The following is a 24,553-nucleotide window of genomic DNA, read 5'->3' as shown; positions in this document are numbered from 1 at the left end:
TCATGTCGCGATCAGGGCCTTTGCATCATAACCGCGTTGTGAAAAACGTGGCGTCATCGTGAACACATTCTTGGGGATACACGTATGGGATACGTCGCGTCGTGACATGTACCACGCATTCGTCCGATCCTCGTGTCGCCGGGACCACAACGATGCACCGCGCTCGCGGCATCACGCGACGCGCATGATCGCGGGCAACCGTGTGATGAACCGGATTGTTCCGTCGATCCGATGCAGGTTGCCGGTGACGATGAGATCCGTTCCGGCAGGTCGTGCACGCGCATGACGCTGGCTGTTTCACCCGTGGAATCCGCCGCTCGCGCAACGTGATCAGCGCTTCATGAACGGGATCACCCACGGAATCGCAGACCTGTGTGCCAAGTTGCGATTCGCGGCTGCGCGAATCGCAGTTCATCCCATAAACGACCACGATTCGTTCGGTGTCGAGTCCGGCGCGATCCCCTGCACGTCCACACGATGAGGCGCGAACGATCGGGTAACCGCTCGCTGCATGCATGGTTACCTGTTCGGCACTTTTCGTCACCACTTATGGGATAGGACGTTCGCCGGCAGAGACGTCATCGCGCACAAGGTGAACGCATCGATCGGAATCCATTCACGATTGCGCGCAAACATCACACGATCGTTTGGATGTGCGAATACGCGAGGTTCGTCATCGCACCGGCGTCGAAAAGAGTCTTGAGCCTGTGCGACGAGAACGCCGGCACGTCCGGCATTGCGCGCAGATGTCACAGCTTTTCAATTGGGTGAGCGCATATGGCGCAGAGGCGTCTAGCGGACCGTTTGCCCGTCCGGGGAGCGCCTTGTCGGTGAGCTTTTACAGGACTCGACCTCTTCCAACGGTGAGGATGTTCGGGATTCGAGCGCGGATCTGACGAGGGTGAGCGTTGTTGGCGACGACCGCCTCACGTTCGGGGCAATGCAGGGATTGCCGTGATTGACCGCCCGCGATCGCCGTTTCGCCGATCGAGACACGGTACCGATTCCGGTACCGGTCGAAAGGTAGAAAACTGTGAGGTCGAATGACTGGAGCAACGCGGGTAATTTCGTCAGGGCACAGGCCTGCGATTGAAAAAGTGCCAGACAGACCGACACGTGATAGCCGAAGACTTCTCCACGGAAGCCCCGGCACAGACGCCAAAAAATCCGCTCGCGGATGGATTCCGGCGATTTCTCACTGCAGTGACGAAAGCCGCCGATATTCCTGTGCCACGCGTCGCGACCGTCGTTTGCGGGTAATCCCGGATGGAAGATGGGCCGCAGTGGCCATTTTTGGGTCCCATAGGCGGATACCTTTCCCCCGAAAACGGGGATTTCCTCCCATAAGTTTCTACGTTTGAGTGCTTGTGAGTAGGTACTCACCTCCGTGGAAAGCCTTGCCAGGCTTAGGAGACTTGCACAGTAAGGCCAAATATTCGGGGTTCCACGGGCCGAAGGCACCGATTGCTGTGCTTGTCGAGCGCCGGAGGCTCGCATTGGTAGCGGTTTATGGGGGTTGTTTTTCTGCACAGGCACACGTGTGTTTACATCTTTGGTAAACCACGTTTACTTCTTTAACTACTTTTAGACGGCTCACAGCCTTGTCTGGCAAGGGTTTGACAGGTGTTCGGTACCCATTTATGGGAGCACAGGCGGAAGAGTATGGGGCTTCAGGTCTGTGGATTTGGGGAATCGGGTACCGCGTTGTGGGAAATGAGGGGTGTGGATATGGGGCACGCGTAGCCTGTTATGGGATATCCGGCCAAAAATGCTTCAGGTAGTCCTCTATGGGGGAATTCATTGGTAGCCATTTATGGTGCGTTCTTGTCGATCCATCGGCGGCGCCAAGCACAGCATTTTATGTGGGGTTGCCGGTTATGGGATGGATTTCAGGTAGTCGTTTATGGGTGCCTGCACAGACCGGGTGATCTCGTTTTGCTCGGGCCTTGGGAGGCAGGGTCCCATAAACAGGATCAGGCCGGTGGAAAGGTTACCTTCTGTGGGGGAATCCGAAGGTAGCCATTCATGGGAGTTATTTTCGCTTGCCGGGCACGTATGAAGACAAAACGGCAAGGCGTTGGATTCCGACAGGTACCCTTTCATGGGAAGCATTAAAGGTAGCCTGTTATGGGGGTACGTGGATCGTGTTGCAGAGCACCACGAATCGGGTTTGCCCATCCCGTTCCGGTCGATTGTTTCCCATGAATGGGTACCTTCAATCAGGCAAGTCTCGTGCCGGATCCTGGTTGCCGGCGACACAGGTAGCAGGATTTGGGAGCTGATTTTGGCCAAAAGGTATATGGATATGGGGCCTCTGACAGCTAGAAAAAAATGGAATTTCCCTTTTGTGACGGTATGTTAGCGATGATAGTGAAAGTGATGCTGTAGGAAGGGGCATTGCTCGGTGGCGCGAAAAGGTATAAAGTCCGCCATCAACACGGTCACCTTCTCCGGACATCACGATGCCGCGCAAGCCCGCAATCAAAGGCTCCGACAAGCAGGTTTCGCTATTTCAGACGCCCGAGCCTCCCGATCTGCTGCGCAAGGCGGTCCAGGCCATTCATATCGCTCCGAAGTCCGGAAAGATCGGTCTGCAGCAGCGCAAGATGTTCAGCTCGCTGATCAAGAACGCCCTTCGTCAGGAAGCGTTCGAGCCCGGCCGGACGAGTTTCTCGATCTCGATCGCGGCGCTCTCGCACGAGAGCGGGCTGAACAGCAACAACACGAAGTACGTGAAGGATACGGTCAACTCGCTGATCAGTACCGTCGTCAACTGGGACTACCTTGCCGCGGACCGCTCGACGGTGTGGAAGGCGTCGGGCCTGCTCGCCGGCGCCGAGCTCGAGCAATCGGTGCTGAAGTACAGCTTCTCCGACCAGATTCGCAGCGAGCTGCTCAATCCGGAGATCTACGCGCTCATCGATATGCGGATCGCGCGCGAGTTTCGACGCTCGCACTCGCTCGCCCTGTGGGAGAACACGGTGCGCTACGAGGGGATCGGCATCACGGCGAAGATTCCGCTGCCGAAATTCCGCGATCTCATTCTCGGTCAGGACAAGGCATCGCAGTCGTACAAGGAGTACAAGCTCTTCAAGAGCAAGGTCCTGGTGCCGTGCATTCAGGAGGTGAATGAAGTTTCCGACCACACGCTCGAGCTGATCGAACACAAGTCAGGTCGCAGCGTGGAGGCCGTGCAGTTCAAGGTGACGCGCAAGCAGAGCGCGGATACGGTCGAGGAAGGCGATGTCAAGAACGAAGCGCTCGTCGACGAAGTCGCCAAGTTCGGCATCCCGCGTTCGGAAGTGCGCCGGTTGATCACACAGTACGGCGTGCAGCGCATCAAGGCGGCAATCGCCTATACGCTCAATCGGACTACGAAGAAGAACGCGGCGCCGGTCGACAACGTGGCTGCGTATTTCCGCAAGGCGCTGACGCACGGTTATACGCTGGCCGACGGGCAGGGGACCGAAACGGCCGCGCCGGCGAAGGAGTCCGCGCAGAGCAAGCAGGAACAGATTCGCGACAAATACCTCGCCGCGAAGGTCGACGAAGCCGGTGCGTATTTCCGTGAACTGGAGATCGACGACCAGACCAAGCTGATCGAGCGCTACAACGATACGGTGGCCGGTTCGAAGGATCTCACGCTGTCGCCGAAGAAGAAGGCGAGCAAGCTGGCGCAAACCAGTTTCTTCCGATGGCTGGCGCTCGATACCTGGGGCGAACCGACCTCGGACGACTTGCTGGAATTCCTGCTGAAAAGCAGCCTCGCGACCAACTGATCAAGGCCTCGCAGCCTGGCATGCGTCGCGTACCGGACTTCATCCGGCTGCGCGATGCCGTGCAGGTGCGAGGCCTTTGCCTTGGGACACTCACTTTTGCGCAGTGACCGCCAGTTCGGCGACGTACGCATCGATCACGGTCTTGAGCCGGTCGGCGAGCGATTCCTGGTGGGACGCATCCACGCCTTTCAGTTGCAAATCCAGGCGGCCGTCCGGATAGGTCTTCAGCTGACCGATCGCGCGTGATTCGAGTGCGAAATCGTGACGAACGCTGTAGCGCGTGCGCCCTGTCTTCTTGTTGCCGTCGCTCTGCGCGCGCAGGAAATTCTCGAGGTCGCGTACCGACTTTTTCCGGTCGATCACCGCCGTGAGCAGACGGTCGGCGGCCGGTTCGCCCAGGCGCTCGAAGATCAGCTTCAGGAAGTACGCGGCCTGCAGGCCGACCACTTCGTTCGCGCTGGCCATCCGCTCGAGCAGCGTGTTCGGCAGTGCGTTCAGCGACAGCGTCTTGCTGATCGATGCCTTGTCCTTGCCGATCTTCTCCGCGAGCGTGTTCTGGTCGGGGAAGACTTTTTCGTCGAGAAGGCGCTTCCACGCGACTGCATCGTCGAAGATCGTCTGGCGTTCGTGGTCGTGGTTGGCGCGATACGCAATCGTATAGAGCTGCTCGGGCGTGTGGTCCGTGCGGAACGTTGCGGTGATCGTCTCGTCGCCGTTGATGCTCGTTGCGCGCAAGCGGCGTTGCCCGTCGATCACGACGAGCTTGCCGGGAAATTCCGGAAGCCGTGTGACCTTGATCGGCTCGATCTGCCCTTCCCGCTTCAGCGTCAGCGCGAGCTCGTGCAGGCTCGATTCCGAATAGAAGACGCGCGGGTTGAACGGGTTCGGGATGCAGTCCTTGACCGCGACCTTCTGCGGTGCGCCGAGATCGAGCGGGTTTGCGGGCGTGGCCGCGGTCGGGGCGACGGGGGCTGCCGCTTCGGCGGCGGGATTCGGCGCAGGCGTCGGCTCGGGCAGACGCGTTTCCAGCGCCGCGTTTTCCTGCGCGAGCCCGCGCAGCAGGCCGGCAGCGAGATGCAGGTTGCCGGTCGGTTTCTTGTCCTTGGAAGTGTCCTTAGCCATGAGCGGCTCCGGTAGCGCGCGTCGACGCGATGTATTGGGCCATTTCGGTGACCAGCCTCTCGATTTCCGCGCGGGCTTCCTTCAGCCCCTTCAGGTATCGATTGTGATGATGGATCGTGGTGCCGAGGGCGAACGTCTGCCGGTAGACCTCGCGCTGCGCGATCTGGCTGTCCAGCAGATGCTCCCCTATTTCTTCAGCCCTTAGAATTTTTAAAATTTCTTCACGCATTTTAGTTTTTCCATTGACGCTATTCAGCATCAGCGCGGAAGACAAAGTCGGGTTACGAACGGCACGCATCGACTCGATCATGCGAATCATCGCGACGGTGCTGTACAGGTCGGCCGGCGACGGGGACAGCGGCACGAGGCAGAAATCGGCGACTTCGAGCACGGACGCGATGCGCGGATCTTCGAGGTTGCCTGGGCAATCGACAACGATCACATCGAAATTCGCGTCCTGCTTCTTGATCTCACCGCCGATACCGCGACCGGCGGGGGCCAACGACAGCACCGTCATCGGGAGCGTATTTTCTCCGCTCGTCACCCATCTGACCGATGTGCCTTGAGGGTCGGCATCGATCAAGGCGACCTTGTTGCCGCCGGCCTCGAAGGCCGCCGCGATATTGACGGAGATGGTCGTCTTTCCAGTACCACCTTTTTGATTGCTGACGGCGATCTTGAAAGCCATTAAATTCCTCCAAGGAGTTTTGCGTAATATATGCACTTATTGATGAAAAGTCCAGAAAGTATTAGATGGCAAGATGAATTTGCTGATTGATGTAGTTGTTACGTGACAAGCCGGCCAAGTGGCCAGCAAGTTATTTGTGGTTTGAAATCGAATGAAAAATAGAAAATGATGACAATTTCATTCGAGATGGAAGATGCTAATAGAGTGCTGAAGACTTTAGCGCCGTGGACGACTAAAAATCGCAATAGTGATTCGGAGCACGTTGCGTTCTTGTTCTGGAAGGGCTGGTGCTGTTTTGCTAACGACTTGCGAGCCTGAACGGCATCGAAATCCGCAGTTGTCACGTGACAAGTCGACACGGCTGACCAGGGACCACAAATCTGCATCGCCGGGAGCATGCGGATTCGAAGTGTCGTCGTGATCCCGGCAAATCCTCATTTCTCATTGCCGTAGTCTGAACTCGCATATGACTGCTCGTGCTCGTGCTCGTGCTCGTGCTCGTGCTCGTGCTCGTGCTCGTGCTCGTGCTCGTGCTCGTGCTCGTGCTCGTGCGACTGCGACTGCGACTGCGACTGCGACTGCGACTGCGACTGCGACTGCTGTGGGTTGTTACGTGACAACCTCATCCCTGGGACGAAAATCGTCCGCCGCAGCGCGGCCACTATAGAGATCGCTAACGTGAAGGAATCTTCGGGGCATACGAAGTGGCGGAAGTTAGTCGGTTGACCTTGGTCGCCGATATGCGCGCCTGTAGGTTGAGCGTTTGTCACGTGACAAACGCTGTGGCTTCATGCCGGAATGACCAGCGTGATTGCTGCGGACATACTCAGAATGATTCAAGATGACTCGCTATTCGAGCCGGGATGGGTGCGTGAATTGAACTCCGTTCAACTGCGCGCGTCGGCCGGCGCCGTCTGAGGGCATTCTTGAACGACGCGAGCTTTTAATCTCGGCACGGCAACCGGTCGGGATTCTCGGGTAATTGATGTGACCCCAATAAATCAGACGGATCCAGGCACACCGTTGCAGCAACGATGGGGAGGGGAGGGAGCAGATATTCCGAGTTGGTTGTGTCAGCGAGTGATCTGCTGGATGCGAGCATTGGCATCGTGTCACGCACGCAGCCTCGCCACACGATCCCTCTATTGGAGGTGAATTCATGTGTTTTGCGATGCGAGGCGACGTGAATCTGCAGGCTCGTGAAACATTTCCGAAAAATGGGGTGTCTTCGTAAACCATTGCCAGGCAATGGGTTGCGCCACTTTCTTCATGTTGTTTCACGCAAAATGAGCGTGATCGGCAAGTGAAATGGGGGCGCATGGATCTCGCGGGGAGATTGCATCAAGACAACGAGGCACGATGCAAAATCGTATCGAGCAATACGTGTTTTGTAATAATAGATACGTCATTGGCGCGGCAACGCGTGTAGCTCGATCGACCCGCCGGTGACCTGAGACATCGCGACGAACAGGTCGCATGGGGAGTTCAGTAGATTTAGCGCCACTCATCATCGCCAGTTGTCACGTGACAACGCGTGCCGGATTGCGAACTGACGGATGTCGGGGGAAATCGACGTGGCCCCGGCCATATTGAATCCACAGTACGCCCCAAGATGGCGTGGAGCGAAACGTGATTCTCCAGACAGCCTGAGATGATCGTCGCCGAGGTGTTCGGTCAGTGTCTATTGAGGCTCGGACGAATCGGGAATCTGCGAAACCTGCGTCGAGGAGATGAAGCGCGTCGCCATTGTCGGACACGACCACGTGCACCCCGGCCGATGCCGAACGACTGCTTTCCGGCTGGCCGGCCGATCGTCGTCACGGACCATCAATTGAAGAGTCCGCCGCTCAATTTCGCGTCTCGACGAAAAACCGCTGCTGAACCGCCGCAACGCTTTCGGCCAGAAACGCGGCGGCCAGCAAACCTACTTCGTTGTCTGCGATGCGCACACTTGCCACCGGCGCGTCTTCGCGACGGGAACCTTTTTCGCGTCATCGACGGTTCGCCACCATCGCTCACCGCGATGCGGCTCATTCAGATCGAGCCGCTCGCCCATCCTGGGCGTCGACAACTCGACGCCCCGCACCATTGCCAACGCAGTGACGCGCTCGAACGGCTCCTGCCAACGATGCATCGCGAGATCGAACGTGCCGTTGTGAATCGGTATCAGCGTGCGACCGCGCAGGTCGATGTGCGCCTGCACGGTTTCTTCCGGCTGCATGTGCACGTAGGGCCATTGCGGGTCGTATGCCCCGGTCTCGATCAGTGTTACGTCGAAGGGGCCAAGACGCTCGCCGATTGTCCGGAAACCGTCGAAGTAACCAGTGTCGCCGCTGAAGAACACGCGAAACGCGTCGTCGACGATGACCCATGACGCCCACAGCGTGCTGTTGCCGTCAAACAGGCTGCGCCCGGAGAAGTGCTGCGCCGGTGTCGCGGTCAGCGTCAGGCCGTCGACGTCGATGCTTTGCCACCAGTCGAGCTGGCGCACCTTCTTCGCGTCGATACCCCACTCGATCAGACGGTCGCCGACGCCCAGCGTCGTAACGAACACGCCGGTCGTGGCTGCAAGCGCGATCACCGTGTCGCGGTCGAGGTGATCGTAGTGATCGTGCGACAGGATCACGCCGCGCAACGGCGGGAGATTCTCGAGCGCAATCGGCGGCGCATGGAAGCGCTTGGGGCCAATGCGTCGAAATGGCGAGGCACGTTCGGCAAATACCGGATCGGTCATCCAGAACTCACCGCGCAGTTTCAACAGCAGCGTCGAATGCCCGAGCCGATACAAACTGCGGTCAGGGGCCGCGTCGAGTTGCTCACGGGTCAGCGAATCGATCGGCAGTGCGCTTGTCGGAACCGTATTGCGCGGCTTGTTGACCAGCATGTTCCATGCAATGCCGAGCATCTTGCCGAAGCCATCGACCGGTCGCGGCGCGACGTTGCTGAAACGTTCGCCGTTGTGCTGCGGCGACTCGCCGGACAGTGTGCGGCCACGCCTGGCGGCGGCGAAACCCAGTACGCGATGAAGAAAAACGAGAGGCGAAGCCATGTCGATTCGTCCGGAAATGAAAGTACACTAAACAGTGTAGTTTATCCCTGGGAAAAGTAAACTCAGCGGTGTAAAATTTTTCCATGGATACGAGTTCTTCTCCTCAGCGCCTGACCGATCGAAAGCGCGCGGCGATTCTCGCCGCCGCGATCGAGGAATTTCGCGCGGCCGGTTACGACGCGACCAGCATGGATCGCATCGCCGCACGCGCGGACGTGTCGAAGCGCACCGTCTACAACCACTTTCCCGGCAAGGAGGCATTGTTCGCAGCGATCCTGCATCAGCTGTGGGACGCGACGCTGACCGCCGGTGCGCCGGCCTACCGTGCCGATGTGCCGCTGCGCGATCAACTGCTCGCGCTGCTGGGCCGCAAATTGCGGCTGCTGAACGACGAAGCGTTTCTCGCGCTCGCACGCGTCGCGATCGGCGCAGCCATCCACTCGCCGGAACGCGCGCGCGACATGGTCGAACGCATGGGCGAGCGCGAAGAAGACGTGACGGTCTGGATTCGCGCGGCCGCGGCGGCTGGCCGGCTGTCTGCGACCGATCCCGTATTCGTCGCGCATCAACTGCATGGGATCGTGAAAGCGTTCGCGTTCTGGCCGCAGGTGACGATGGGCCAGCCGCCGCTGGGTGCGCAGGAACAGCAGAAGGTCGCGGAAACGGCTGCCGACATGTTTCTTGCGTACTACGCGCGTCCGGACCACGCCGGCGCGTCAGGTGCCGGGCAGGACTGACCGCATGTCGTGCGAAGCGCGAACGCGAACGGGGGCGTCGATTTGCTCGATGCGCGCTGCATTCGCCATCCGGAAGCAAGCGCCATGCGACCTTTGGCGAGCGCAGGGCCCGGCACACACGTCGACAGAGTCCGTTTGAGCCGTACCGACGCGTGCGGCGGGCGTATATGAAACCGAACGTGAGCGAACACCGATGAAGACGCTACTGATCGTCTATCACACGATGACCGGAGGCACGCAGCAGATGGCCGAAGCGGCCGCGGGTGCCGCGCGCGAGCAACCCGGCGTCGACGTCAGGTTGCAGCGTGCGGATGCGACGAGCGCGGACGACGTGCTCGCCGCCGACGCCTACCTGTTCGCGACGCCGGAAAATCTCGCCGCGATGTCCGGGCTGATGAAGGATTTCTTCGATCGCTGCTACTACGCGGCGCTCGATCGCGTGAACGGCCGCCCATATGCGGCGATGATCTGCGCGGGCAGCGACGGACAGAATGCGCTGCGCCAGATCGACCGGATCGCGACCGGATGGCGACTCAGGAATGTGGCGCCCGGCCTGATCGTCTGTACCCATGCGCAGACACCGGAGCGAATCCTTGCGCCGAAGACGATCGGCAGCGAGGATCTCGCGCGCTGCGCGGAGATCGGCGCGGGTCTTGCTGCGGGGCTCGCGCTCGGCGTGTTCTGATGACTACTGCGGGTCCACCCGGTCGAGGCGGTACCACAGCCGCACGCAAGAACCGGACCGTGACGCTTGCCGTGCAGGCACCCGATTGCAGCGAACTCGCGCGATGCGCACGGCTTGAGCTGCACCGCCCGCGAGCCCGCATCGCCGTGCGCGGCAGCGGCACCGATCGGGTATCAACGAACTGGTTACCCTTGGCGGACACCGTCGGCTGATGGTATTCGCGCCACCGGCTCTTCACGAGATCACGCGAAGCGCGATACGCATGGCAGCTGTCGATCTTGAGCGGCTTTCCGTCGCCGTCGCGGTCATTCAGCGATGGCGGACGCACGCCGACCATCGTCCGACAGGCCGCGGTTGCGACCGGACCGAGAATTTCCTTCAGATGGGCGCACGCGTCGCACGACGGCAGGCGCTTGCGGACCTCGCTGTTCCAGCCGGCACCGATGCGTAGTCCGACAAGCGCCTGCTGCGTGTCGACGCCGCCCGGACACTGTGCATAAGGATGCGACCTGATGAACGTGGATACCGGCGCACGATCATGTCGGCATCGAAGACCAGCGTCACGCCGAGGTCGTGAATCGGGACCCGCGCCGCGACCGTGCGTTCGACGTCAGTTGGTGTGAATCGCTCGTCTTGCGGTCCGCGAGACAGGCCGTGACTTTCGAACCGGCCGTCGCTGCGCCGATAGCCGCGTTTGTCGATCTGCCGATGGTGAATCGCTTCGCGCGCAATGCCATCGTACGGCGGGCCGTGTCGTACAACCGGGGTCTCTTTGCATTCGACAGCGACGTCGCCGGGTGATCAGCGCATCGTGAAACCGGGCGCGGCGGGTTGCCGACGATGTCGATCCGGCCATGCTACGCATTTTCCGGTGCAGCCGTATGATCGACGATCGATGCGGACGCAACTAATTGAATACCAATAGCGGTCGACGCGCACGCTGCCACGCCACGCCACGCCAATCGTACGCGAAGGCCCGGTCTGTCGGACAGGGCGAGTCCGCAGGCGTCGGCGTCGTCGCTGTCCATACCATCGCTCGCCATTCCGCACTGTGGAATAACCGACGCGAAGCGTGACCCGCGCACCAAAACCGAAAGTGCCGAAAGCGGCACTACGTAACGCGTGTGTCGATACCTGTTGGAAACGCCGCCATAATGCGCAACTGGACCGCGCGGATGCATTGCCTGCCCCCCGGATCCGTCAAATGCGAACCGGTGAGTCCACCGACTGCCGCGCGTACCGGTATACTTCCACTCCTGCCTTTGTCCGGCATCGTGGCCGGGTGCCTGAAACAGTGGTTGTGGCGATGCGGCCCCGCAATGTTCCGCATCGGTGGCAGACAAGCCGCAGGCGATGCGGCGAAACGCCGATGTGCGGAATGGCTGCACGCACCACACCTTATATTCCTGGTGGATTGAATTTATGGGTTTTGAACAACTTGCCGAATTGCGGGCGCAGCTCGCAGCCAAGGCCAAGCAGGAGCGCCACGCGAAGCGACCGGCCGCGCAACCGGACGCCGGCGCGAAGCCGAAGTCCGGCGACCGGCCCGCTCGCGGGGCCAAATCGGGTGCCGGGGCCAAAGCGCCGTCCGGTGCCAAGCCCGCTGCGGCGAAGCAGTCGAAGCCGTCGACGCCGTCAAAGCCGGTCGATCCGGTCATCGTCGCGATCGGCAAACTGCAGCGCCGGTTCCCGCGCGCGTTCCCGAAGAATCCGGCCCCGAAGGTGCCGCTGAAGGTCGGTATCTGGGACGATCTCGCCCGCGAGGCGCAGGCCGTCGGCCTGAGCGAAGCCGAGCTGCGCGAGGCGATGTCCACGTGGTGCCGCGGCAATCGTTACTGGTCGTGTCTCGTCGAAGACGCGGTGCGGGTCGATCTGCAAGGTAACGAAGCCGGGCGCGTGACGCACGACGACGCAGCGCGTGCGCGCCGGCTGAAGTCGCGCCGTCCGGGCAACAAGGGCGGCGCGCAAGCGGCAAAGGGCGCACCGCAGCAGCCGAAGGCGGAAGCGCAGGCCGACGCCGCCGCGCCGCAGCCGGCGACCGCGGAAGCGCCGGCCGACGCGGCACCGCAGGCCGAGCAGCAAACGGCCGCGAGCGAGTAACACGCGATACGTCGCCGCGCGAACGCGCGGTGACGGGCTGCCTGCACCGCGCGTGCAGCGCATCATGCGACAGACCGACCTGTCCCCGCTCGGGGCAGGTCGGGACTGCCTCAGCCGGCGACACCACCAGTCAGTCATCGAATCAGCATCGAACCTGCGATGAAAGCGCGTTGGCGGACGCGGCTCGCGCAATGCATCGCGCGTATCGGGCGGGCCTGGCGACCGGATGTCGACCAGCGGCGGTATGCAACACGAAGCCACTCACGTCCCACTACAATAATTCGTGTTCCTAATGTAATCGGGTCGCGGATGAAGCGTCGGATTCGCACACACGCCTCCATGTCTCGCGAGAGCGGTTGTCAGGCGCGAAGTGCCGCCATAGTCGCGCCGGTTGGCGACTCGCGACACAAACGCGATAATCTCCCCAGCCGGGATCGCCGGGCCGACACACATTGCCGACAATGCATGACGCGACAGGTACCTGAAAGCCGGTGCGACTCGCACTGCATTTCCCGACATTGAACGACACCGGCAAACAGTACGCGCCACGGCATCACACGAAACCCGCCGACTCCATACGCCCAACGCCCTACGCCAAGACCGCACCATGAACCCGAGACACTCCGCGATTCTCGTCGCGCTCACTGCCGCCGCGCTGTTCGGCGCCGCGACGCCGCTCGCCAAGGCCATGATCGGCGCGATGTCGCCGTTCATGGTCGCGGGCCTGTTCTATCTCGGCAGCGGGATCGGCCTCGCGCTCGGGATCCTGCTGCGCGGGCTGCGCAATCGCCGCGCGCCAGCCGAGGATGCCGCGCCGCTGCAACGCGCGGACCTGCCGTGGCTCGCCGGCGCGATCGCGGCTGGCGGCGTCGCGGGCCCGGCGCTGCTGATGCTCGGGCTGTCGAGCACGCCGGCCGCGACGAGTGCGCTGCTGCTCAATCTCGAAGGCGTGCTGACGGCGGTCATCGCGTGGGTCGTGTTTCGCGAGAACGTGGATCTCCAGGTGTTTCTCGGCATGGTCGCGATCGTCGCCGGCGGCACGCTGCTGTCGTGGGTGCCGGGGCAGGCGGGCGTGCCGGTCGGTGCGCTGCTGATCGCCGGCGCATGCCTGTGCTGGGCGATCGACAACAACCTGACCCGCAAGGTCGCCGCGAACGATGCGATGGTCATCGCGTGCGTGAAAGGCCTGGTCGCCGGGCCCGTGAATATCGGCATCGCGCTCGCGGCCGGCGCGGCGCTGCCCGCCGTTCCGGTTGCGGCTGCCGCGATGCTGACCGGCCTCGGCGGCTACGGGATCAGTCTCGTGTTGTTCGTCGTCGCGCTGCGTCATCTCGGCAGTGCGCGCACGGGCGCGTATTTTTCCGTGGCGCCGCTGTTCGGCGTCGTGCTGTCGCTGCTGATCTGGCCGGCGCTGCCGTCGGTCACGTTCTGGATCGCGGCCGCGCTGATGGCGCTCGGCATCTGGCTGCATGTGCGCGAACGGCACGAACACGAACATGCGCATGAGCGGCTCGAGCATACGCACCGGCATCGGCATGACGAACATCATCAGCACACGCACGACTTTCCGTACGACAGCGACGAACCGCACGCGCATCCGCACGTGCACCTGCCGATCACGCACAGCCATGCGCATTTCCCGGACATTCACCACCGCCATCGACACTGACCGCGCGGCGCAAGGAGAACGACGCGCGGCGCGCGCAATGTCCGTCGCAAGGTAACCATTTATGGGGCGTCGGTTCCTGCCCGCCGCGCTTCTTCGACACCGATCGATTCAGTCGACCGGTAACGACTCAGTCGTTCGTCTGAATCAGCCGAATCAACGATCCGTCCGGGTCGATCAGCGCGCCGACGGTACCGCCCCATGCCTCGCGTTTCGGCCGATGCGCGCGTGGCCAGCCGGTCGTCTGCTCCGGAATGCCGGCCGCGAGCACCTCGTCGAAAAATGCGCCGACGTCGGCGAGCCGGAAGCAGCAGCTGAACCAGCTCGTGGCCGGGTCGAGGCCGGGATGCGGAAAGAATTCCAGCAGCAGGTCGCCGCGTCTCAGGATCATCCAGCCGTCGTCGCGCCAGGTTTCGACGAAGCCGAGCGTCGCGTAGAACCGCGACGTGGCTTCGAAATCGCGCGACGGCAGATTGGGACTCGCCAGGTCGGTCACGGTGGTTTCTCCGGTGAGCGTTCGCAATCGAACGAAGGCGCGGACCGCGCGCGGACAGATGTCGCGCATGATCGGTCAAACGATGCGTACCGGCAAGCCACGCGGGCTGCCTTCGCGACTATCGTTCCCGGGGAAAGCAGAATCCGAAATCCTCGCAGCCCGCACATCCGGGCGCGGGGCCGTGCGGCAGGCCGAGCGATGCGGCCGCTTCCCGTGCGAGAAATTTCTTCCAGCGCAACTGCGCGGCGTTGCGCGCGGCGAGTGCGGGGAAATAGCGATCGAGCATCGCGGTCACCGCGTCGCGTCCGTCGAGGCCGAGATCGCGCCACAGGTGATCGGGGCGCAGGCACGCATGCGCGATGATTGCCGCGACGCAGTCGGCATCGTCGCGCGCGACGGCGGGATGCGCATCCCGCATCAGCAGCGCGTGCAGCGTCGCGACGAATTGCGCGTGCGCGGCCGGCAGCGGCGCGATGGCGACGGTCGACACGAGTGCGGCGGCATCGGTGGACCGCAGGTGCGGAAACTGGCGGGCAAGCAGGCCGCTCAACCGGACGGCAGACAGGCCGAGCAGCGCGAGTTCGTTGCGGCATGCGCGTGCCGCAACGAGTGCGCCGAACAGATGGGCATCCGGGGAAGCGGCGTCGGCCGCGCCGGACAGCAGCGCTTGCAATGCGCGTTGATGCGCGTGCTCGAGCGCGGACGTCATCGTGCGCGCCTGCACGCCGGTCGAGCGTTGCGCGCCGCTTGCGGGCGCGGCGAACGACGGGGCGTCATTGCAATCGATCAGACGGTCAGGCGATCACTCGACCCCGACGATCACGCTCGACGCCTTGAAGATCGCGGACGCGGCCTTGCCGCTCGCGAGACCGAGGCGATCGACACTGTCGTTGGTGACGATCGCGACGATTTCCGCGCCACCCGCCGCCTTGATCACGACTTCCGAATTGACCGCGCCCTTCGCGATCGACGACACGGTGCCCGCGACGCAGTTGCGGGCCGACACCTTGCTGCTGTCGACGTCGACCATCACGATCACCGACGATGCCTTGACGAGCGCGAACGCCTTCGTGCCGGCCGCGAGGCCCAGCGACGCGACGCTGCCATGCGTGATCACGGCGACGATGTCGAGGCCGTCCTGGGTACGCAGCGTGATTTCGTCGTTGACGGCACCGGGCTTGACGGCGCTGATCTGGCCGGCGAATTGATTACGGGCGCTGGTTCGCATGATGACTCTCCGGGAAATGAGCCGCCCGATGGGCGGCGAGCGAATGACGGAAACTGCGGACGAGTTTACCGGCAATGCCGGTGACGCGGGACGTCGGCATCGACATACCGGACATGTGAAGCCGCGCACGATGATGCAGGACGGCAGGCGTGTCATGCACGCGGTGCCGTCCTGCGTGCGCCTATTTTGAAGCGGCCGGCGCACCTGCCGTCGACGTCTGCCGCGATGCAGCGGGCGCCGCATCGCCTTCCCATCCGCCGCCGAGCGTGAGGAACAGCTTCACCTGGTCGGCGGCGACCTGCCCTTCGGCCGCGGCGACCTGCGCGCGCACGCTCGTCAGCGTGCGCGTCGCGTCGAGATCGGAGATGAACGACTCGCGGCCGGCCACATAGAGCCGGTGCGTTTCGTCGGCGGAATTGCGCGCCGATTCGTAGGCCGTGCGCAGCGCATCGGTGCGCTGCACGTCGGCCGCATAGGTCGCGAGGCTCGATTGCGTTTCGCGCAGCGCGTTCAGCACGACGCCGTCGAAGTGCGCGAGTGCGCCGCCGGTCGCGGCTTCGGCTTCGCGCACGCGCGCGCGCTGGCCGTTGACCGGGAACGACCAGCTGATCAGTGGTCCGAACGACCAGCGATTCGTGGTGGACGAGAACAGGTCGGCGGCGACACCGACCGAACCGGCCGACGCGCCGATGCTGACCGACGGATACAGCGCGGCGGTCGCGACGCCGATCCGCGCGGTCGCGGCGGCGAGCTGACGCTCGGCTTCGCGAACGTCGGGGCGGCGGCGCAGCAGCGCGGCGCCGTCGCCGATCGGAATCGGCTGGCGCAGCTTCGGCAGCCGCTCGCACTCGGCGACCGCCTTCGGCAGGTCGGCCGGCGAGCGCGCGAGCAGCGCGGCGAGCTGGTATTGCGCGATCTTGCGGCGGCCCTGGAAGCGCGGGATGTCGGCGGACAGCGTGCGCACCTGCGTGACGCCTCGCGTCACATCGGTCTGGTTGCCGCGCCCCGCGTCGCGCAGCCGCTGCGACAGCTTCACGCGCTGCTGCTGCAGCGCGAGCGACTGCTTCGCGATCGCGAGCTCGTCGCCGGCGGAGCACGAATCGACGAAGGCACGCACGACGTCCGCGACGACGGTGATGCGCGCGAGGTCGGCGGCTGCCTGCACGGCCTCGCTGTCCGCGCGCGCAGCCTCGACGCCGCGCCGCAGCTTGCCGAACAGATCGAGTTCGTACGACACGCTGATGCCGACCGCGCCTTCGTTCACGACCGGCAGCTTGTTTTCGAGCAGATACTGCTCGGCCGATTCCTGCGCGCGCTGCACGGCCGCTTCCGCGCTGCCGGAGAAGCCGCCCTGTTCGTTCGCGACTTCCAGCGCCGCGCGCGAACGCGCGAGGTTGGCGGCGGCGACGCGCAGGTCGGTGTTCGATTTCAGCGCGCTGCGCACGAGCTCGTCGAGCACGGGATCGTCGTACAGCTGCCACCAGTTGCCCGGCACCGCGTCGCGCGACACGAGCATACCGTTCGCGTCGTCGAGCGCGTGGTTCGCGAGCGGCGCGTTCACGTACGCCTGCTGCGGCAGCGTGTAGTCGGGGCCGACGGACTTGCACGCGCCGAGGGCGAGCGCGAGCGGCGCGAGTGCCGCCGCGAGGCGCAGGCTGCGGCGCTTCATTGGGAGGCTCCCGTCGCGCCGACGGCCGCGGGCACGGATGCCGCCGACGATGCCGCCGCCGATGCCGCGGCTGCCGTCGACGCGCCGGCAGCCGGCTTCGCCCTGTCGTCACGGCGCGCATCGGGCGAGCGCATTGCGACGGTCGCGGTGCGGCCGGCGATCATGCGGAAGTCGTCGGGCACCTCGTCGAGCACGACGCGCACCGGCACGCGCTGCGCGAGCCGCACCCAGCTGAACGCCGGGTTCACGTTCGGCAGCAGGTTCGCGCCCTGCGTGCGGTCGCGATCCTCGATCGCGGCGACGATGCTCTGCACGTGGCCGCGCAGCGGATGCGGCTCACCCATCACGGCGATGTCGACCGGCTGGCCGATATGGATGCCGCGCAGCTTGGTTTCCTCGAAGTAGCCGTCGACGCGGAACGAATTGCGGTCGACGACCGACAGCACCGCGCGGCCGGCCGGCACATACTCGCCGACGCGCGGCGCGCGGTCGTTCAGGTAGCCGTCGACGGGGCTCGTGATCGTCGTGCGCTGCAGGTTCAGCTTCGCGGTGTCGAGCGACACCTGCGCATCGGCGACGGCAGCTTCGCCCTGCTCGACGCGCGTGCGGCTTTCCTCGACCTGTTCGCTGGCGACCAGGTTGCCGAGCTGCAGGTTCCGCGCATACTCGCGCTTCGCCTGAGCGAGCGTCGCGCGGCGCTGCGCGAGCGTCGCCTCGGCCAGCCGTTCCGCGAGCGTGTAGCGGGCCTGGTCGATCACGAACAGCACCTGGCCGCGCTTGACCTCCTGGTTGTCGGCGACCTGCACCGCGGTGATGAGCCCCGACACGTCGGGCGCGACCTGGATCACGTCGGCGCGCACGTGCCCGTCGCGTGTCCACGGCGAGAACATGTAGTAGTTGATGATCCGCCACAGCACGAGGGCGGCCACGACGACGACGATCAGGGTGAGCAGGATCTGCCCTGCCGAGAGCCAGGTTTTTTTCACGGTTAGCTAGCCACGAGATGGTGGGACACGATGACGACCGCGGCAAACACGAACACGTAGATGCCGAGGTCGAAGATCGAACGGTGCCAGACGAGGCGGTAAAAGCCGACACGCTCGAGCAGGGCGCGCACGACGATGTTGATCAGGTAGGCGATCAGCATCAGCACGAGCGGAGCCGGCACGAATACGCCGAAGATGTCGATTTCGCCGATCATGGTCGCGGTCGGAAAGACAGGTTGGAAAGCGGGATCATGCGCGTGCTCCGTCCGGTGCGGCGTGCGGCGGCTGCGCGGACGCGGCCGGGTACAGCGACAGCCGCAGGCCGACGAGCGCGTGCAGCGTGTCGCGCAGCCGGCGGCGCGTCGCGGGCGTGGCCGGCGCCGCGGGGGCGGCGGGCGTCGTGCCGTCGTCCGCCGGTGTGGCCGAAGCGCCCGGCAGGTTGCGGCCCGCCACGCGCTGCAGCGCATCGTCGATCGACGCGAGCAGCGCCGGCGGCGCGGGCTGGCGCACGTTCGCGGCCGCGCAGCGCGTGTAGTGATCGGTGACGCCGGCCAGCACGCGGTCGATCGCGTCGGGCACGTCGCCCGACAGCTTGCGGCGCGAGCGGCGCAGGTCGAGTGCGTTCAGTGCGATGCGCAGGTCGCGGAAGCTCTCGATCGACGGATGGCGGTGGTCGTCGGACGCACCGAGGCGCGGCAGCAGCTGCGTGACGCGATCGAGCATGCGCGATGCATGGTTGCGCTGGTCGTCGAGCGGCTGGGTCGACGCGGAGCGCGCGACGTCCTCCCAGCCCGAGCGCAGCAGGCGCCGCACCGCGAGTTCCGCGCCGAACGGCCGCGTCGCGCGCGTCCACACGTACGCGAACAGCAGCCCGGCGACGCCCGCGAGGTTGCTGTTCAGGAACACGAAGAAGTCGGCCTCGTACGCGCTCTGGATGCTGACGAAGGTTGCGGTGTTCACCGCGACGAGCATCGTCACCATGTTGAACTGCGGGCGCGGCAGCAGCGTGCCGATCAGGATGAACGGCCCCGCGAACATCAGCACGAGCATCGCGAAGTCGTGCACGTGCGGCAGCACGACGAACAGGTACAGGCCCGCGAACACGACGCTCGCGGTGGTGGCCAGGAAAAACTTGAACACCAGCGGCGCCGGCTCGTCGAGCGCCGCGAAGAAGCTGCACGCGACGGCGACGAGCGTGACGGCGCCGGCGCCGTCGTGCCAGCCGGACTGGATCCACAGCCAGCACGCGAACACGATCGCGCCGGCCACGGTCAGCGTCGAGAACAGCATCATCCCGCGATCGAAGAAGCGCTCGGTGCCGCCGAGCCGCCAGTGCCGGTAACGCGGCTGCCAGACGCCAGATTCGTTCGCGATCAGCGCGCGCAGCGAGCGGCAATCCTGCCAGATGTCGATGACCTGGTGCAGCCGCCACAGTGCGTTCGACAGCAGCGCGCCGTCCCAGCTCGTCAGCGCGCTGTCGGGCGGCTGCAGCGACGCGATGCGCTCGCGCAGGTGGTCGGCGACCGGGTCGTCGGCCATCTCGCCGTCGCTGCCGGCCTTCACGGCCGGCAGCGGCGCGTCGAACCACTTCGCGGCGTCGGCGAGCAGCGCGTCGAGCGCGGGAGGGCGCACGTGCAGATCGCGCATCAGTGCGATCAGCGGATCGGCGAGCGACGACATCAACGGCAGGAACAGCTGCATCCGGCCTGCGAGCGCCTGCGCGCGGGCGAGCACGCGCGGGTGCGCGTGGTCGTAGCTCAGCTGGCTCAGCAGGAACTCGAGGCCGGTGATGGTCGCGGCGAGGCGCTGCCGGCACGCGGACAGCGCCTTGCCGGCGAGGTGCCCGGACAGCGTCTCGCGGCCGTAGAACGCGGCGTCCTTGAACCATGCGTCGGTGCGCTCGATCAGCGTCGGCGCGAGCCGGTTCGGGAACACGGCGCTGCCGACCACGCTCGCGCACACGATGCCGAGCACGATTTCCTCGGTCCGTGCGATCGCGACGTCGAAGATCGTCGACGGATCGGTGACGGTCGGCAGCGCGACCAGCGGCATCGTGTAGCCGGCGAGCATGAACACATAGCTGCGCGCGGTGCGGTCGGAGATCGCGAGGTACAGCAGCGTGCCGCACCACGTCGCGACGATGAGGCTGAACAGGAGCGGCGTCTCGACGAACGGCGGCACGAACAGGATCGCGGCGGCCGCGCCGAGCGCGGTGCCGAGCGCGCGATACAGCGCCTTCGAGCGCGTCGCGCCGACGAACGGGTTCGACACGATGTAGACGCTCGCCATCGCCCAGTAAGGGCGCGGCAGCTGGAAATACAGGCCGAGGTACAGCGCCAGCATCGACGCGGCGAACGTCTTGCCCGAGAACAGCCAGTCGCGAAGGCTCGGATAGGTCATGACGCGGAATCGGCGGGGTGGGACGGACGCGACGCCGGATGACGCGCATCGGCCGCGTTGAATGCGTTCAGGACGCGCAGCGTCGCTTCGAGATCGGCGCGCGTGACGCCCTTGAGCACCTGGGCGCGCAGGACGCGCAGGTCTTCTTCCATCTTCGCGGTGACCGCGCGGCCGGCCGACGTCAGCGAAATCGTTTTCGCGCGGCGGTCGTGCGGATCCTCGTCGCGGCGTGCGAGGCCGGCCGCGCACAGCTGGTCGAGCAGTCGCACGAGCGACGGCCCCTCGATGCCGACGTGTTCGGCGAGCGTGCCCTGGCGCACGCCTTCGCCGAGGCGGCCGGCGATCAGCAGCGGCGTCGCGCAGGCTTCGGACACGTTGTACGCGGTCAGCACGGTGTCGCTCGTGCGGCGCCACTTGCGCGCGGTGAGCACCAGCAGGCTGCTGACGGCGAGGCGAAGGTCGTGCAGATTGGTCATGGGCGGGATGATAGGGGCAAAAACATTCGATAGCAAACTATCGTTTTTGTCACCCGGGTGTCATGCGGCTCGCCGCCGCGCCAACCTGCAACGAGCGATTCTGGCTGCGGGCCGGGGCCGGTCACGCTGTAAGCTCGAAAGCGCGCGGCGGGTCGTGAGGCATCGCAGGCGATCCGGCGGATCGGATCAGACCATACCGGTCGACCCGGGCGATCGCGATCGCCGTTGGCGGTCGGCACGATCCGTGCCCGGGGTGTCGGGGCGCTGCAGGCACGACACGACTCCGGTTCCGGACGGCTGCGTACCGGCCACGCCGAATGAATGTAGCGCGTCATGCGTTCCGCACTGTACTGGGTTCGCACGCGATTGCACCAGGTGTTTAGCCCCGCCAATTAGCGATGCCGGATGTCATGGGACGATGTGGCGATCGGGGTTTTCCCGTGTCGCATCGGCCGTCGCGGCAGGGCGGCGTTCGCTCCCCCGGTTCCTGTCGCGCATGCGCGCGCATCGTGCCGAAATGGATTGTCACGCGACGCCGCACCCCCTGTATTCGAGTGCAACGGACAGGGCGCTGGCTATCATGTGACCGGCTGACCGATTCGACCGGAGCGCGTACGGCAGTCGAACCTTTTCACGCGTTCCACGAGGACACGCACGATGCCGACGGCACCGCGTGCGTCCACTTCCTTCATGCAATCACCGGGAGCATGCATCTTGGCAACCTATATGATTTTCACGCGGGAAAGCACGCAGGACCCGCACGAACTCGACCTCTACCAGAGCAAGGTCGGCGCGACGCTCGCCGGTCATCCGGTGAAGGTGCTCGCCGCGTACGGGCCGCAGGAAACGCTGGAAGGCGAAGGTCCGGAAGGCGTCGTGATCGTCGAGTTTCCGTCGAAGGAAGCCGCGCATGCGTGGTATCACGGCCCCGAGTACCAGGCGGTCGTCCAGCACCGGTTCAAGGGCGCGCGCTATCGCGCGGTGCTGGTCGAGGGCGTCTGAGCGCAACGCGTCCGACGCCGGCATTGGCGCGATGCGACGTCAGGCCCGGCCGTCCGTGATCGTCCGGGCTTGCGTTTACCGCACGTGCGGCAGCAACGCACGCAGCCAGTACGCGACCGCCACCGCGCCGCCGTCCGGCGTGCCGATCGCGCGTTCGCCGAGATAGCTCGCCCGTCCCGCGCGCGGCGTCATGCCGGCCGTTTGCCGCGCGCCGTGTTCCGCGGCTTCCGCGGCGGCCGCCCATGCGCCTGCAGGGTCGCGCTCATGATCGAGCGCGTGGTCGAACGCATCGGCGGCCGGCACCAGTGCGTCGAGCATCGTCCGGTCGCCGGCGCGTGCGCCGCCCAGTTCGCCGATCGCGTCCACCGCGCTGCGGAAAGCCGCGGCCCAGTCGCGCGCCGACGGCTCGGCGATATCGGCAGCCTCGCCGAGGCGTCGCGACGCGCGCAGCAGCGCGGTCGCATAAAACGGTCCCGAGCTGCCCGCGATCGCGCGGCGCAGCGCGGCGCCCAGCGCCGCGAGCGTACCGGCCGGCGTGCCGTATGCGGCTTGCGGCAACGCGAGGATCGCCTGCGCGGCGCGGTGCATGCTCGCGCCGAGATCGCCGTCGCCGGCGGCCGTGTCGAGCTCCGTCAGTGTCGCTTCGTTGTCGATCAACGCTTGCGCGACCGCCTGCAGTGCTGGCTGCAGCCGCGCGGCCCACGCGCGGCCGGCCGCGTCGAGCGGCGGCAGCGGCTCATTGTGCGCGGCTGCCGCGGCCACGCGAATCTGCGTGTTGACCGCACCGCCGCCGGGCCATGCGCGCGCCTGCGCCGGCGCGTCGAGCAGGGCGGTGCGTTCGTCGTTCAGCCGCAGCAGCGAGATCGAGCAGCCGGGCATGTTCAGCGCGGACAGGAACGTGCCGGCCCAGGCGCGCGCGACGATGATGCCGCGCCGGCTCAGGTTGTCGTAAGCGGCGCGCAGCACGATCGCGAGCTCCATGTCCGGCGTCGCGCCGAGACCGTTGACGAACAGCGCGACGCGTTCGCCGCGATCGAGCACGAGGTCGGCGACGATGCTCGACAGCAGCGTCTCGACGAGCGCGTCGGCCGGCATTGGCGCGGTGCGTTCGACACCTTTCTCGCCGTGGATGCCGAGGCCGAGCTCGATCTCGTGATCGGCGAGGCTGAACCCGGACTTGTCGGCGCCGGGGATCGTGCAGCCGTCGAGCGCGACGCCCATCGTGCCGAGCTCGGCCGCCGCATCGCGCGCGATGCCCGCGACGCGGGCAAGCGGCAGCCCGCGTGCGGCGGCCGCGCCGGCCAGCTTGTGGATCAGCACGGTGCCCGCGATCCCGCGCCGCTGCCCGCGCTCGACGCGGCCGCGCAGCGACACGTCGTCGGCGACGATCACCGTCTCGACCGGAATGCCCTCGGCGCGCGCGAGTTCGGCGGCCAGCCCGAAGTTGAGGCGGTCGCCGGTGTAGTTCTTCACGACGAGCAGCGCACCGTTCGGGCCGGCGCTCGCGCGGATCGCGGCGAGTATGGGCGTACAACAAAGTCTGCGGAACGTAAGAACCGCCGTTCGAGTGCAACAAAGTTTGCGGTAACGGGATAAAACATGGTGCGACGCAGCACCATTTACGGACCGGAAGCTTTCAAGATTCTTGCTCGTGGATCTCGAGACGTGTTCGCTGCGGGTCGTGAGCATCAACCACTCGTCATGCGGTGATTTGGCGCTATACCACTATGTAGGGATGATTGGTCAATTATCGGATATTTCGTTATACGAAGCTGTGAAAAGCGAAGGCAAGGTTTTCTTGAGAGTAGTGAGTCAAGTTCTATTTCATGGGGAATATGATGCAAAAACGCAACGCATACACTGTCGTTAACAGCAACAAAGTCCAGGTAGCAATCGGTCGACTTGAAGAGCTTCGGTCGTTTGGTAATCGTCCAGCGATGGCTCGTGGTCTGCCCGAAGACATGCCCTTCTTGACCTTCCCGCTGAAGGCTTATGAAGCGCGTTGCATCCCGAGTAGTGTCGAAAATTTCAATTTTGGACTTGGGCATATACAGCTCTCTGACCGAGTGCTGATGACGATGCGACTTCAGCTTGAAGGTACTCAGTTTTACTGGGTTGCAGAGATGACTGACCCGGAGCTTTGGGCAGCTATCGACATGTGGCGAAAATACGAAAGACTGCCAATCGGGTTGAAAGTCGCCAATGCTGACGGTTGGGGGGCGAAATTCCTCGAAGTTTGCTTCCACGACAGAACGCTGAGAGACGAGATTTACCGTGCAGCCCCGCAGCGGGAAGCAACGGTGCACGATGAGAATATTCTGACATGCGCGGCCGCTGCCGCGCATGTCCTTGCACAGACAAGCGAAGAACGCTCGACCGTGTCGACATACCGCACGTTGCTAGCTAAATAAAACTCACTTTCGAGGTAGCAGTGCATGGTCAGCCTGTGAAGCATCGACTGAACCGGACG

Annotated in this window: 19 protein-coding genes and 2 pseudogenes; 8 read left to right on the top strand and 13 right to left on the bottom strand. The window is 64.5% G+C overall.

All coding sequences use genetic code 11. From position 1 onward, the window contains the following. The first annotated feature begins 2,462 nt into the window (after window positions 1-2,462). A complete protein-coding gene (locus tag DIE22_RS33015) occupies window positions 2,463-3,779 on the top strand; it encodes a replication initiation protein (RefSeq protein ID WP_124497114.1) in 1,317 nt (438 codons plus the stop codon). Between the two features lie 90 nt (window positions 3,780-3,869). Here the strand turns inward: DIE22_RS33015 and DIE22_RS33010 are convergent, their stop codons facing one another. After that, window positions 3,870-4,901 (bottom strand): ParB/RepB/Spo0J family partition protein, encoded by a 1,032-nt coding sequence (locus DIE22_RS33010; protein ID WP_124497113.1) that lies wholly within the window; start codon window positions 4,899-4,901, stop codon window positions 3,870-3,872. After that, window positions 4,894-5,589 (bottom strand): ParA family protein, encoded by a 696-nt coding sequence (locus DIE22_RS33005; protein ID WP_124497112.1) that lies wholly within the window; start codon window positions 5,587-5,589, stop codon window positions 4,894-4,896. The genes DIE22_RS33010 and DIE22_RS33005 overlap by 8 nt, the downstream gene beginning before the upstream one ends. Window positions 5,590-6,065: 476 nt before the next feature. Between DIE22_RS33005 and DIE22_RS38400 the strand changes: the two genes are divergently transcribed. Next, entirely contained in the window at window positions 6,066-6,206 is a 141-nt protein-coding gene (locus DIE22_RS38400; RefSeq protein ID WP_185640746.1) for a hypothetical protein, read from the top strand. A 1,307-nt stretch (window positions 6,207-7,513) separates the two neighbouring features. Here the strand turns inward: DIE22_RS38400 and DIE22_RS32995 are convergent. Then, entirely contained in the window at window positions 7,514-8,638 is a 1,125-nt protein-coding gene (locus DIE22_RS32995; protein WP_124607027.1) for an MBL fold metallo-hydrolase, read from the bottom strand. An 83-nt stretch (window positions 8,639-8,721) separates the two neighbouring features. Between DIE22_RS32995 and DIE22_RS32990 the strand changes: the two genes are divergently transcribed. After that, the gene (locus DIE22_RS32990; RefSeq protein WP_124607026.1) at window positions 8,722-9,375 is read left to right on the top strand and encodes a TetR/AcrR family transcriptional regulator; all 654 of its coding nucleotides are present in this window, start codon (window positions 8,722-8,724) and stop codon (window positions 9,373-9,375) included. Between the two features lie 193 nt (window positions 9,376-9,568). Next, window positions 9,569-10,060: a flavodoxin family protein gene (locus DIE22_RS32985; RefSeq protein WP_124497108.1), complete on the top strand. Its 492-nt coding sequence runs from the start codon at window positions 9,569-9,571 to the stop codon at window positions 10,058-10,060. A 184-nt stretch (window positions 10,061-10,244) separates the two neighbouring features. Here the strand turns inward: DIE22_RS32985 and DIE22_RS39260 are convergent. Continuing rightward, window positions 10,245-10,792 (bottom strand): annotated as a pseudogene (locus DIE22_RS39260) (DUF2889 domain-containing protein); the annotation flags it as partial. A gap of 690 nt (window positions 10,793-11,482) precedes the next feature. Between DIE22_RS39260 and DIE22_RS32975 the strand changes: the two are divergent. Together DIE22_RS32975 and DIE22_RS32970 are read left to right on the top strand one after the other, a co-directional pair. Continuing rightward, a complete protein-coding gene (locus tag DIE22_RS32975; protein WP_124607038.1) occupies window positions 11,483-12,160 on the top strand; it encodes a ProQ/FinO family protein in 678 nt (225 codons plus the stop codon). A 607-nt stretch (window positions 12,161-12,767) separates the two neighbouring features. Next, window positions 12,768-13,829: a DMT family transporter gene (locus DIE22_RS32970; protein WP_124497106.1), complete on the top strand. Its 1,062-nt coding sequence runs from the start codon at window positions 12,768-12,770 to the stop codon at window positions 13,827-13,829. A gap of 127 nt (window positions 13,830-13,956) precedes the next feature. Here the strand turns inward: DIE22_RS32970 and DIE22_RS32965 are convergent, their stop codons facing one another. The 8 genes from DIE22_RS32965 to DIE22_RS32930 form a co-directional block, all read right to left on the bottom strand. Continuing rightward, complete coding sequence (locus tag DIE22_RS32965) at window positions 13,957-14,322, bottom strand: bleomycin resistance protein (protein ID WP_124607025.1); 366 nt, start codon at window positions 14,320-14,322, stop codon at window positions 13,957-13,959. A 118-nt stretch (window positions 14,323-14,440) separates the two neighbouring features. Beyond that, window positions 14,441-15,031 carry a nitrogen fixation protein NifQ gene (locus DIE22_RS32960; protein WP_124607024.1) on the bottom strand — a complete coding sequence of 197 codons (591 nt, stop codon included), beginning with the start codon at window positions 15,029-15,031 and terminating at the stop codon, window positions 14,441-14,443. A 93-nt stretch (window positions 15,032-15,124) separates the two neighbouring features. Next, window positions 15,125-15,550 (bottom strand): molybdopterin-binding protein, encoded by a 426-nt coding sequence (locus DIE22_RS32955; protein WP_124497103.1) that lies wholly within the window; start codon window positions 15,548-15,550, stop codon window positions 15,125-15,127. A 181-nt stretch (window positions 15,551-15,731) separates the two neighbouring features. After that, window positions 15,732-17,219, bottom strand: a complete 1,488-nt coding sequence (locus tag DIE22_RS32950; RefSeq protein WP_124607023.1) for an efflux transporter outer membrane subunit — start codon at window positions 17,217-17,219, stop codon at window positions 15,732-15,734. Next, the gene (locus DIE22_RS32945; RefSeq protein WP_124607022.1) at window positions 17,216-18,205 is read right to left on the bottom strand and encodes an HlyD family secretion protein; all 990 of its coding nucleotides are present in this window, start codon (window positions 18,203-18,205) and stop codon (window positions 17,216-17,218) included. The genes DIE22_RS32950 and DIE22_RS32945 overlap by 4 nt, the downstream gene beginning before the upstream one ends. A 2-nt stretch (window positions 18,206-18,207) precedes the next feature. Continuing rightward, complete coding sequence (locus DIE22_RS32940) at window positions 18,208-18,420, bottom strand: DUF1656 domain-containing protein (RefSeq protein WP_006755496.1); 213 nt, start codon at window positions 18,418-18,420, stop codon at window positions 18,208-18,210. A gap of 34 nt (window positions 18,421-18,454) precedes the next feature. Then, the gene (locus DIE22_RS32935) at window positions 18,455-20,605 is read right to left on the bottom strand and encodes an FUSC family protein (protein WP_124607021.1); all 2,151 of its coding nucleotides are present in this window, start codon (window positions 20,603-20,605) and stop codon (window positions 18,455-18,457) included. Next, window positions 20,602-21,081 carry a MarR family winged helix-turn-helix transcriptional regulator gene (locus DIE22_RS32930; protein WP_124497099.1) on the bottom strand — a complete coding sequence of 160 codons (480 nt, stop codon included), beginning with the start codon at window positions 21,079-21,081 and terminating at the stop codon, window positions 20,602-20,604. Before DIE22_RS32930 ends, DIE22_RS32935 begins: the two co-directional genes overlap by 4 nt. Window positions 21,082-21,795: 714 nt before the next feature. Between DIE22_RS32930 and DIE22_RS32925 the strand changes: the two genes are divergently transcribed. Further along, window positions 21,796-22,083: a DUF1330 domain-containing protein gene (locus DIE22_RS32925; RefSeq protein WP_124607020.1), complete on the top strand. Its 288-nt coding sequence runs from the start codon at window positions 21,796-21,798 to the stop codon at window positions 22,081-22,083. Between the two features lie 75 nt (window positions 22,084-22,158). On the opposite strand, the pseudogene DIE22_RS32920 reads toward DIE22_RS32925, so the two are convergent. Beyond that, window positions 22,159-23,607 (bottom strand): annotated as a pseudogene (locus tag DIE22_RS32920) (dihydroxyacetone kinase family protein); the annotation flags it as partial. A gap of 314 nt (window positions 23,608-23,921) precedes the next feature. Between DIE22_RS32920 and DIE22_RS32915 the strand changes: the two are divergent. Then, window positions 23,922-24,494, top strand: coding sequence for a hypothetical protein (locus DIE22_RS32915; protein ID WP_185640745.1), 573 nt, complete (start codon window positions 23,922-23,924; stop codon window positions 24,492-24,494). Window positions 24,495-24,553: the final 59 nt, after the last annotated feature.

This window comes from Burkholderia sp. Bp9142 (genome assembly GCF_003853415.1).
Classification (GTDB): Bacteria; Pseudomonadota; Gammaproteobacteria; order Burkholderiales; family Burkholderiaceae; genus Burkholderia.
Note: the sequence above shows the minus strand (reverse complement) of the source record. Positions and strands in the feature narration are given on the sequence as shown.

Excerpts from the sequence above, each read along its gene's own strand:
- DIE22_RS33015 (WP_124497114.1), top strand. The coding sequence starts at position 2,463 with ATGCCGCGCAAGCCCGCAATCAAAGGCTCCGACAAGCAGGTTTCGCTA.
- DIE22_RS33010 (WP_124497113.1), bottom strand. The coding sequence starts at position 4,901 with ATGGCTAAGGACACTTCCAAGGACAAGAAACCGACCGGCAACCTGCAT.
- DIE22_RS33005 (WP_124497112.1), bottom strand. The coding sequence starts at position 5,589 with ATGGCTTTCAAGATCGCCGTCAGCAATCAAAAAGGTGGTACTGGAAAG.
- DIE22_RS32995 (WP_124607027.1), bottom strand. The coding sequence starts at position 8,638 with ATGGCTTCGCCTCTCGTTTTTCTTCATCGCGTACTGGGTTTCGCCGCC.
- DIE22_RS32990 (WP_124607026.1), top strand. The coding sequence starts at position 8,722 with ATGGATACGAGTTCTTCTCCTCAGCGCCTGACCGATCGAAAGCGCGCG.
- DIE22_RS32985 (WP_124497108.1), top strand. The coding sequence starts at position 9,569 with ATGAAGACGCTACTGATCGTCTATCACACGATGACCGGAGGCACGCAG.
- DIE22_RS32975 (WP_124607038.1), top strand. The coding sequence starts at position 11,483 with ATGGGTTTTGAACAACTTGCCGAATTGCGGGCGCAGCTCGCAGCCAAG.
- DIE22_RS32970 (WP_124497106.1), top strand. The coding sequence starts at position 12,768 with ATGAACCCGAGACACTCCGCGATTCTCGTCGCGCTCACTGCCGCCGCG.
- DIE22_RS32960 (WP_124607024.1), bottom strand. The coding sequence starts at position 15,031 with ATGACGTCCGCGCTCGAGCACGCGCATCAACGCGCATTGCAAGCGCTG.
- DIE22_RS32955 (WP_124497103.1), bottom strand. The coding sequence starts at position 15,550 with ATGCGAACCAGCGCCCGTAATCAATTCGCCGGCCAGATCAGCGCCGTC.
- DIE22_RS32950 (WP_124607023.1), bottom strand. The coding sequence starts at position 17,219 with ATGAAGCGCCGCAGCCTGCGCCTCGCGGCGGCACTCGCGCCGCTCGCG.
- DIE22_RS32940 (WP_006755496.1), bottom strand. The coding sequence starts at position 18,420 with ATGATCGGCGAAATCGACATCTTCGGCGTATTCGTGCCGGCTCCGCTC.
- DIE22_RS32935 (WP_124607021.1), bottom strand. The coding sequence starts at position 20,605 with ATGACCTATCCGAGCCTTCGCGACTGGCTGTTCTCGGGCAAGACGTTC.
- DIE22_RS32930 (WP_124497099.1), bottom strand. The coding sequence starts at position 21,081 with ATGACCAATCTGCACGACCTTCGCCTCGCCGTCAGCAGCCTGCTGGTG.
- DIE22_RS32915 (WP_185640745.1), top strand. The coding sequence starts at position 23,922 with ATGCAAAAACGCAACGCATACACTGTCGTTAACAGCAACAAAGTCCAG.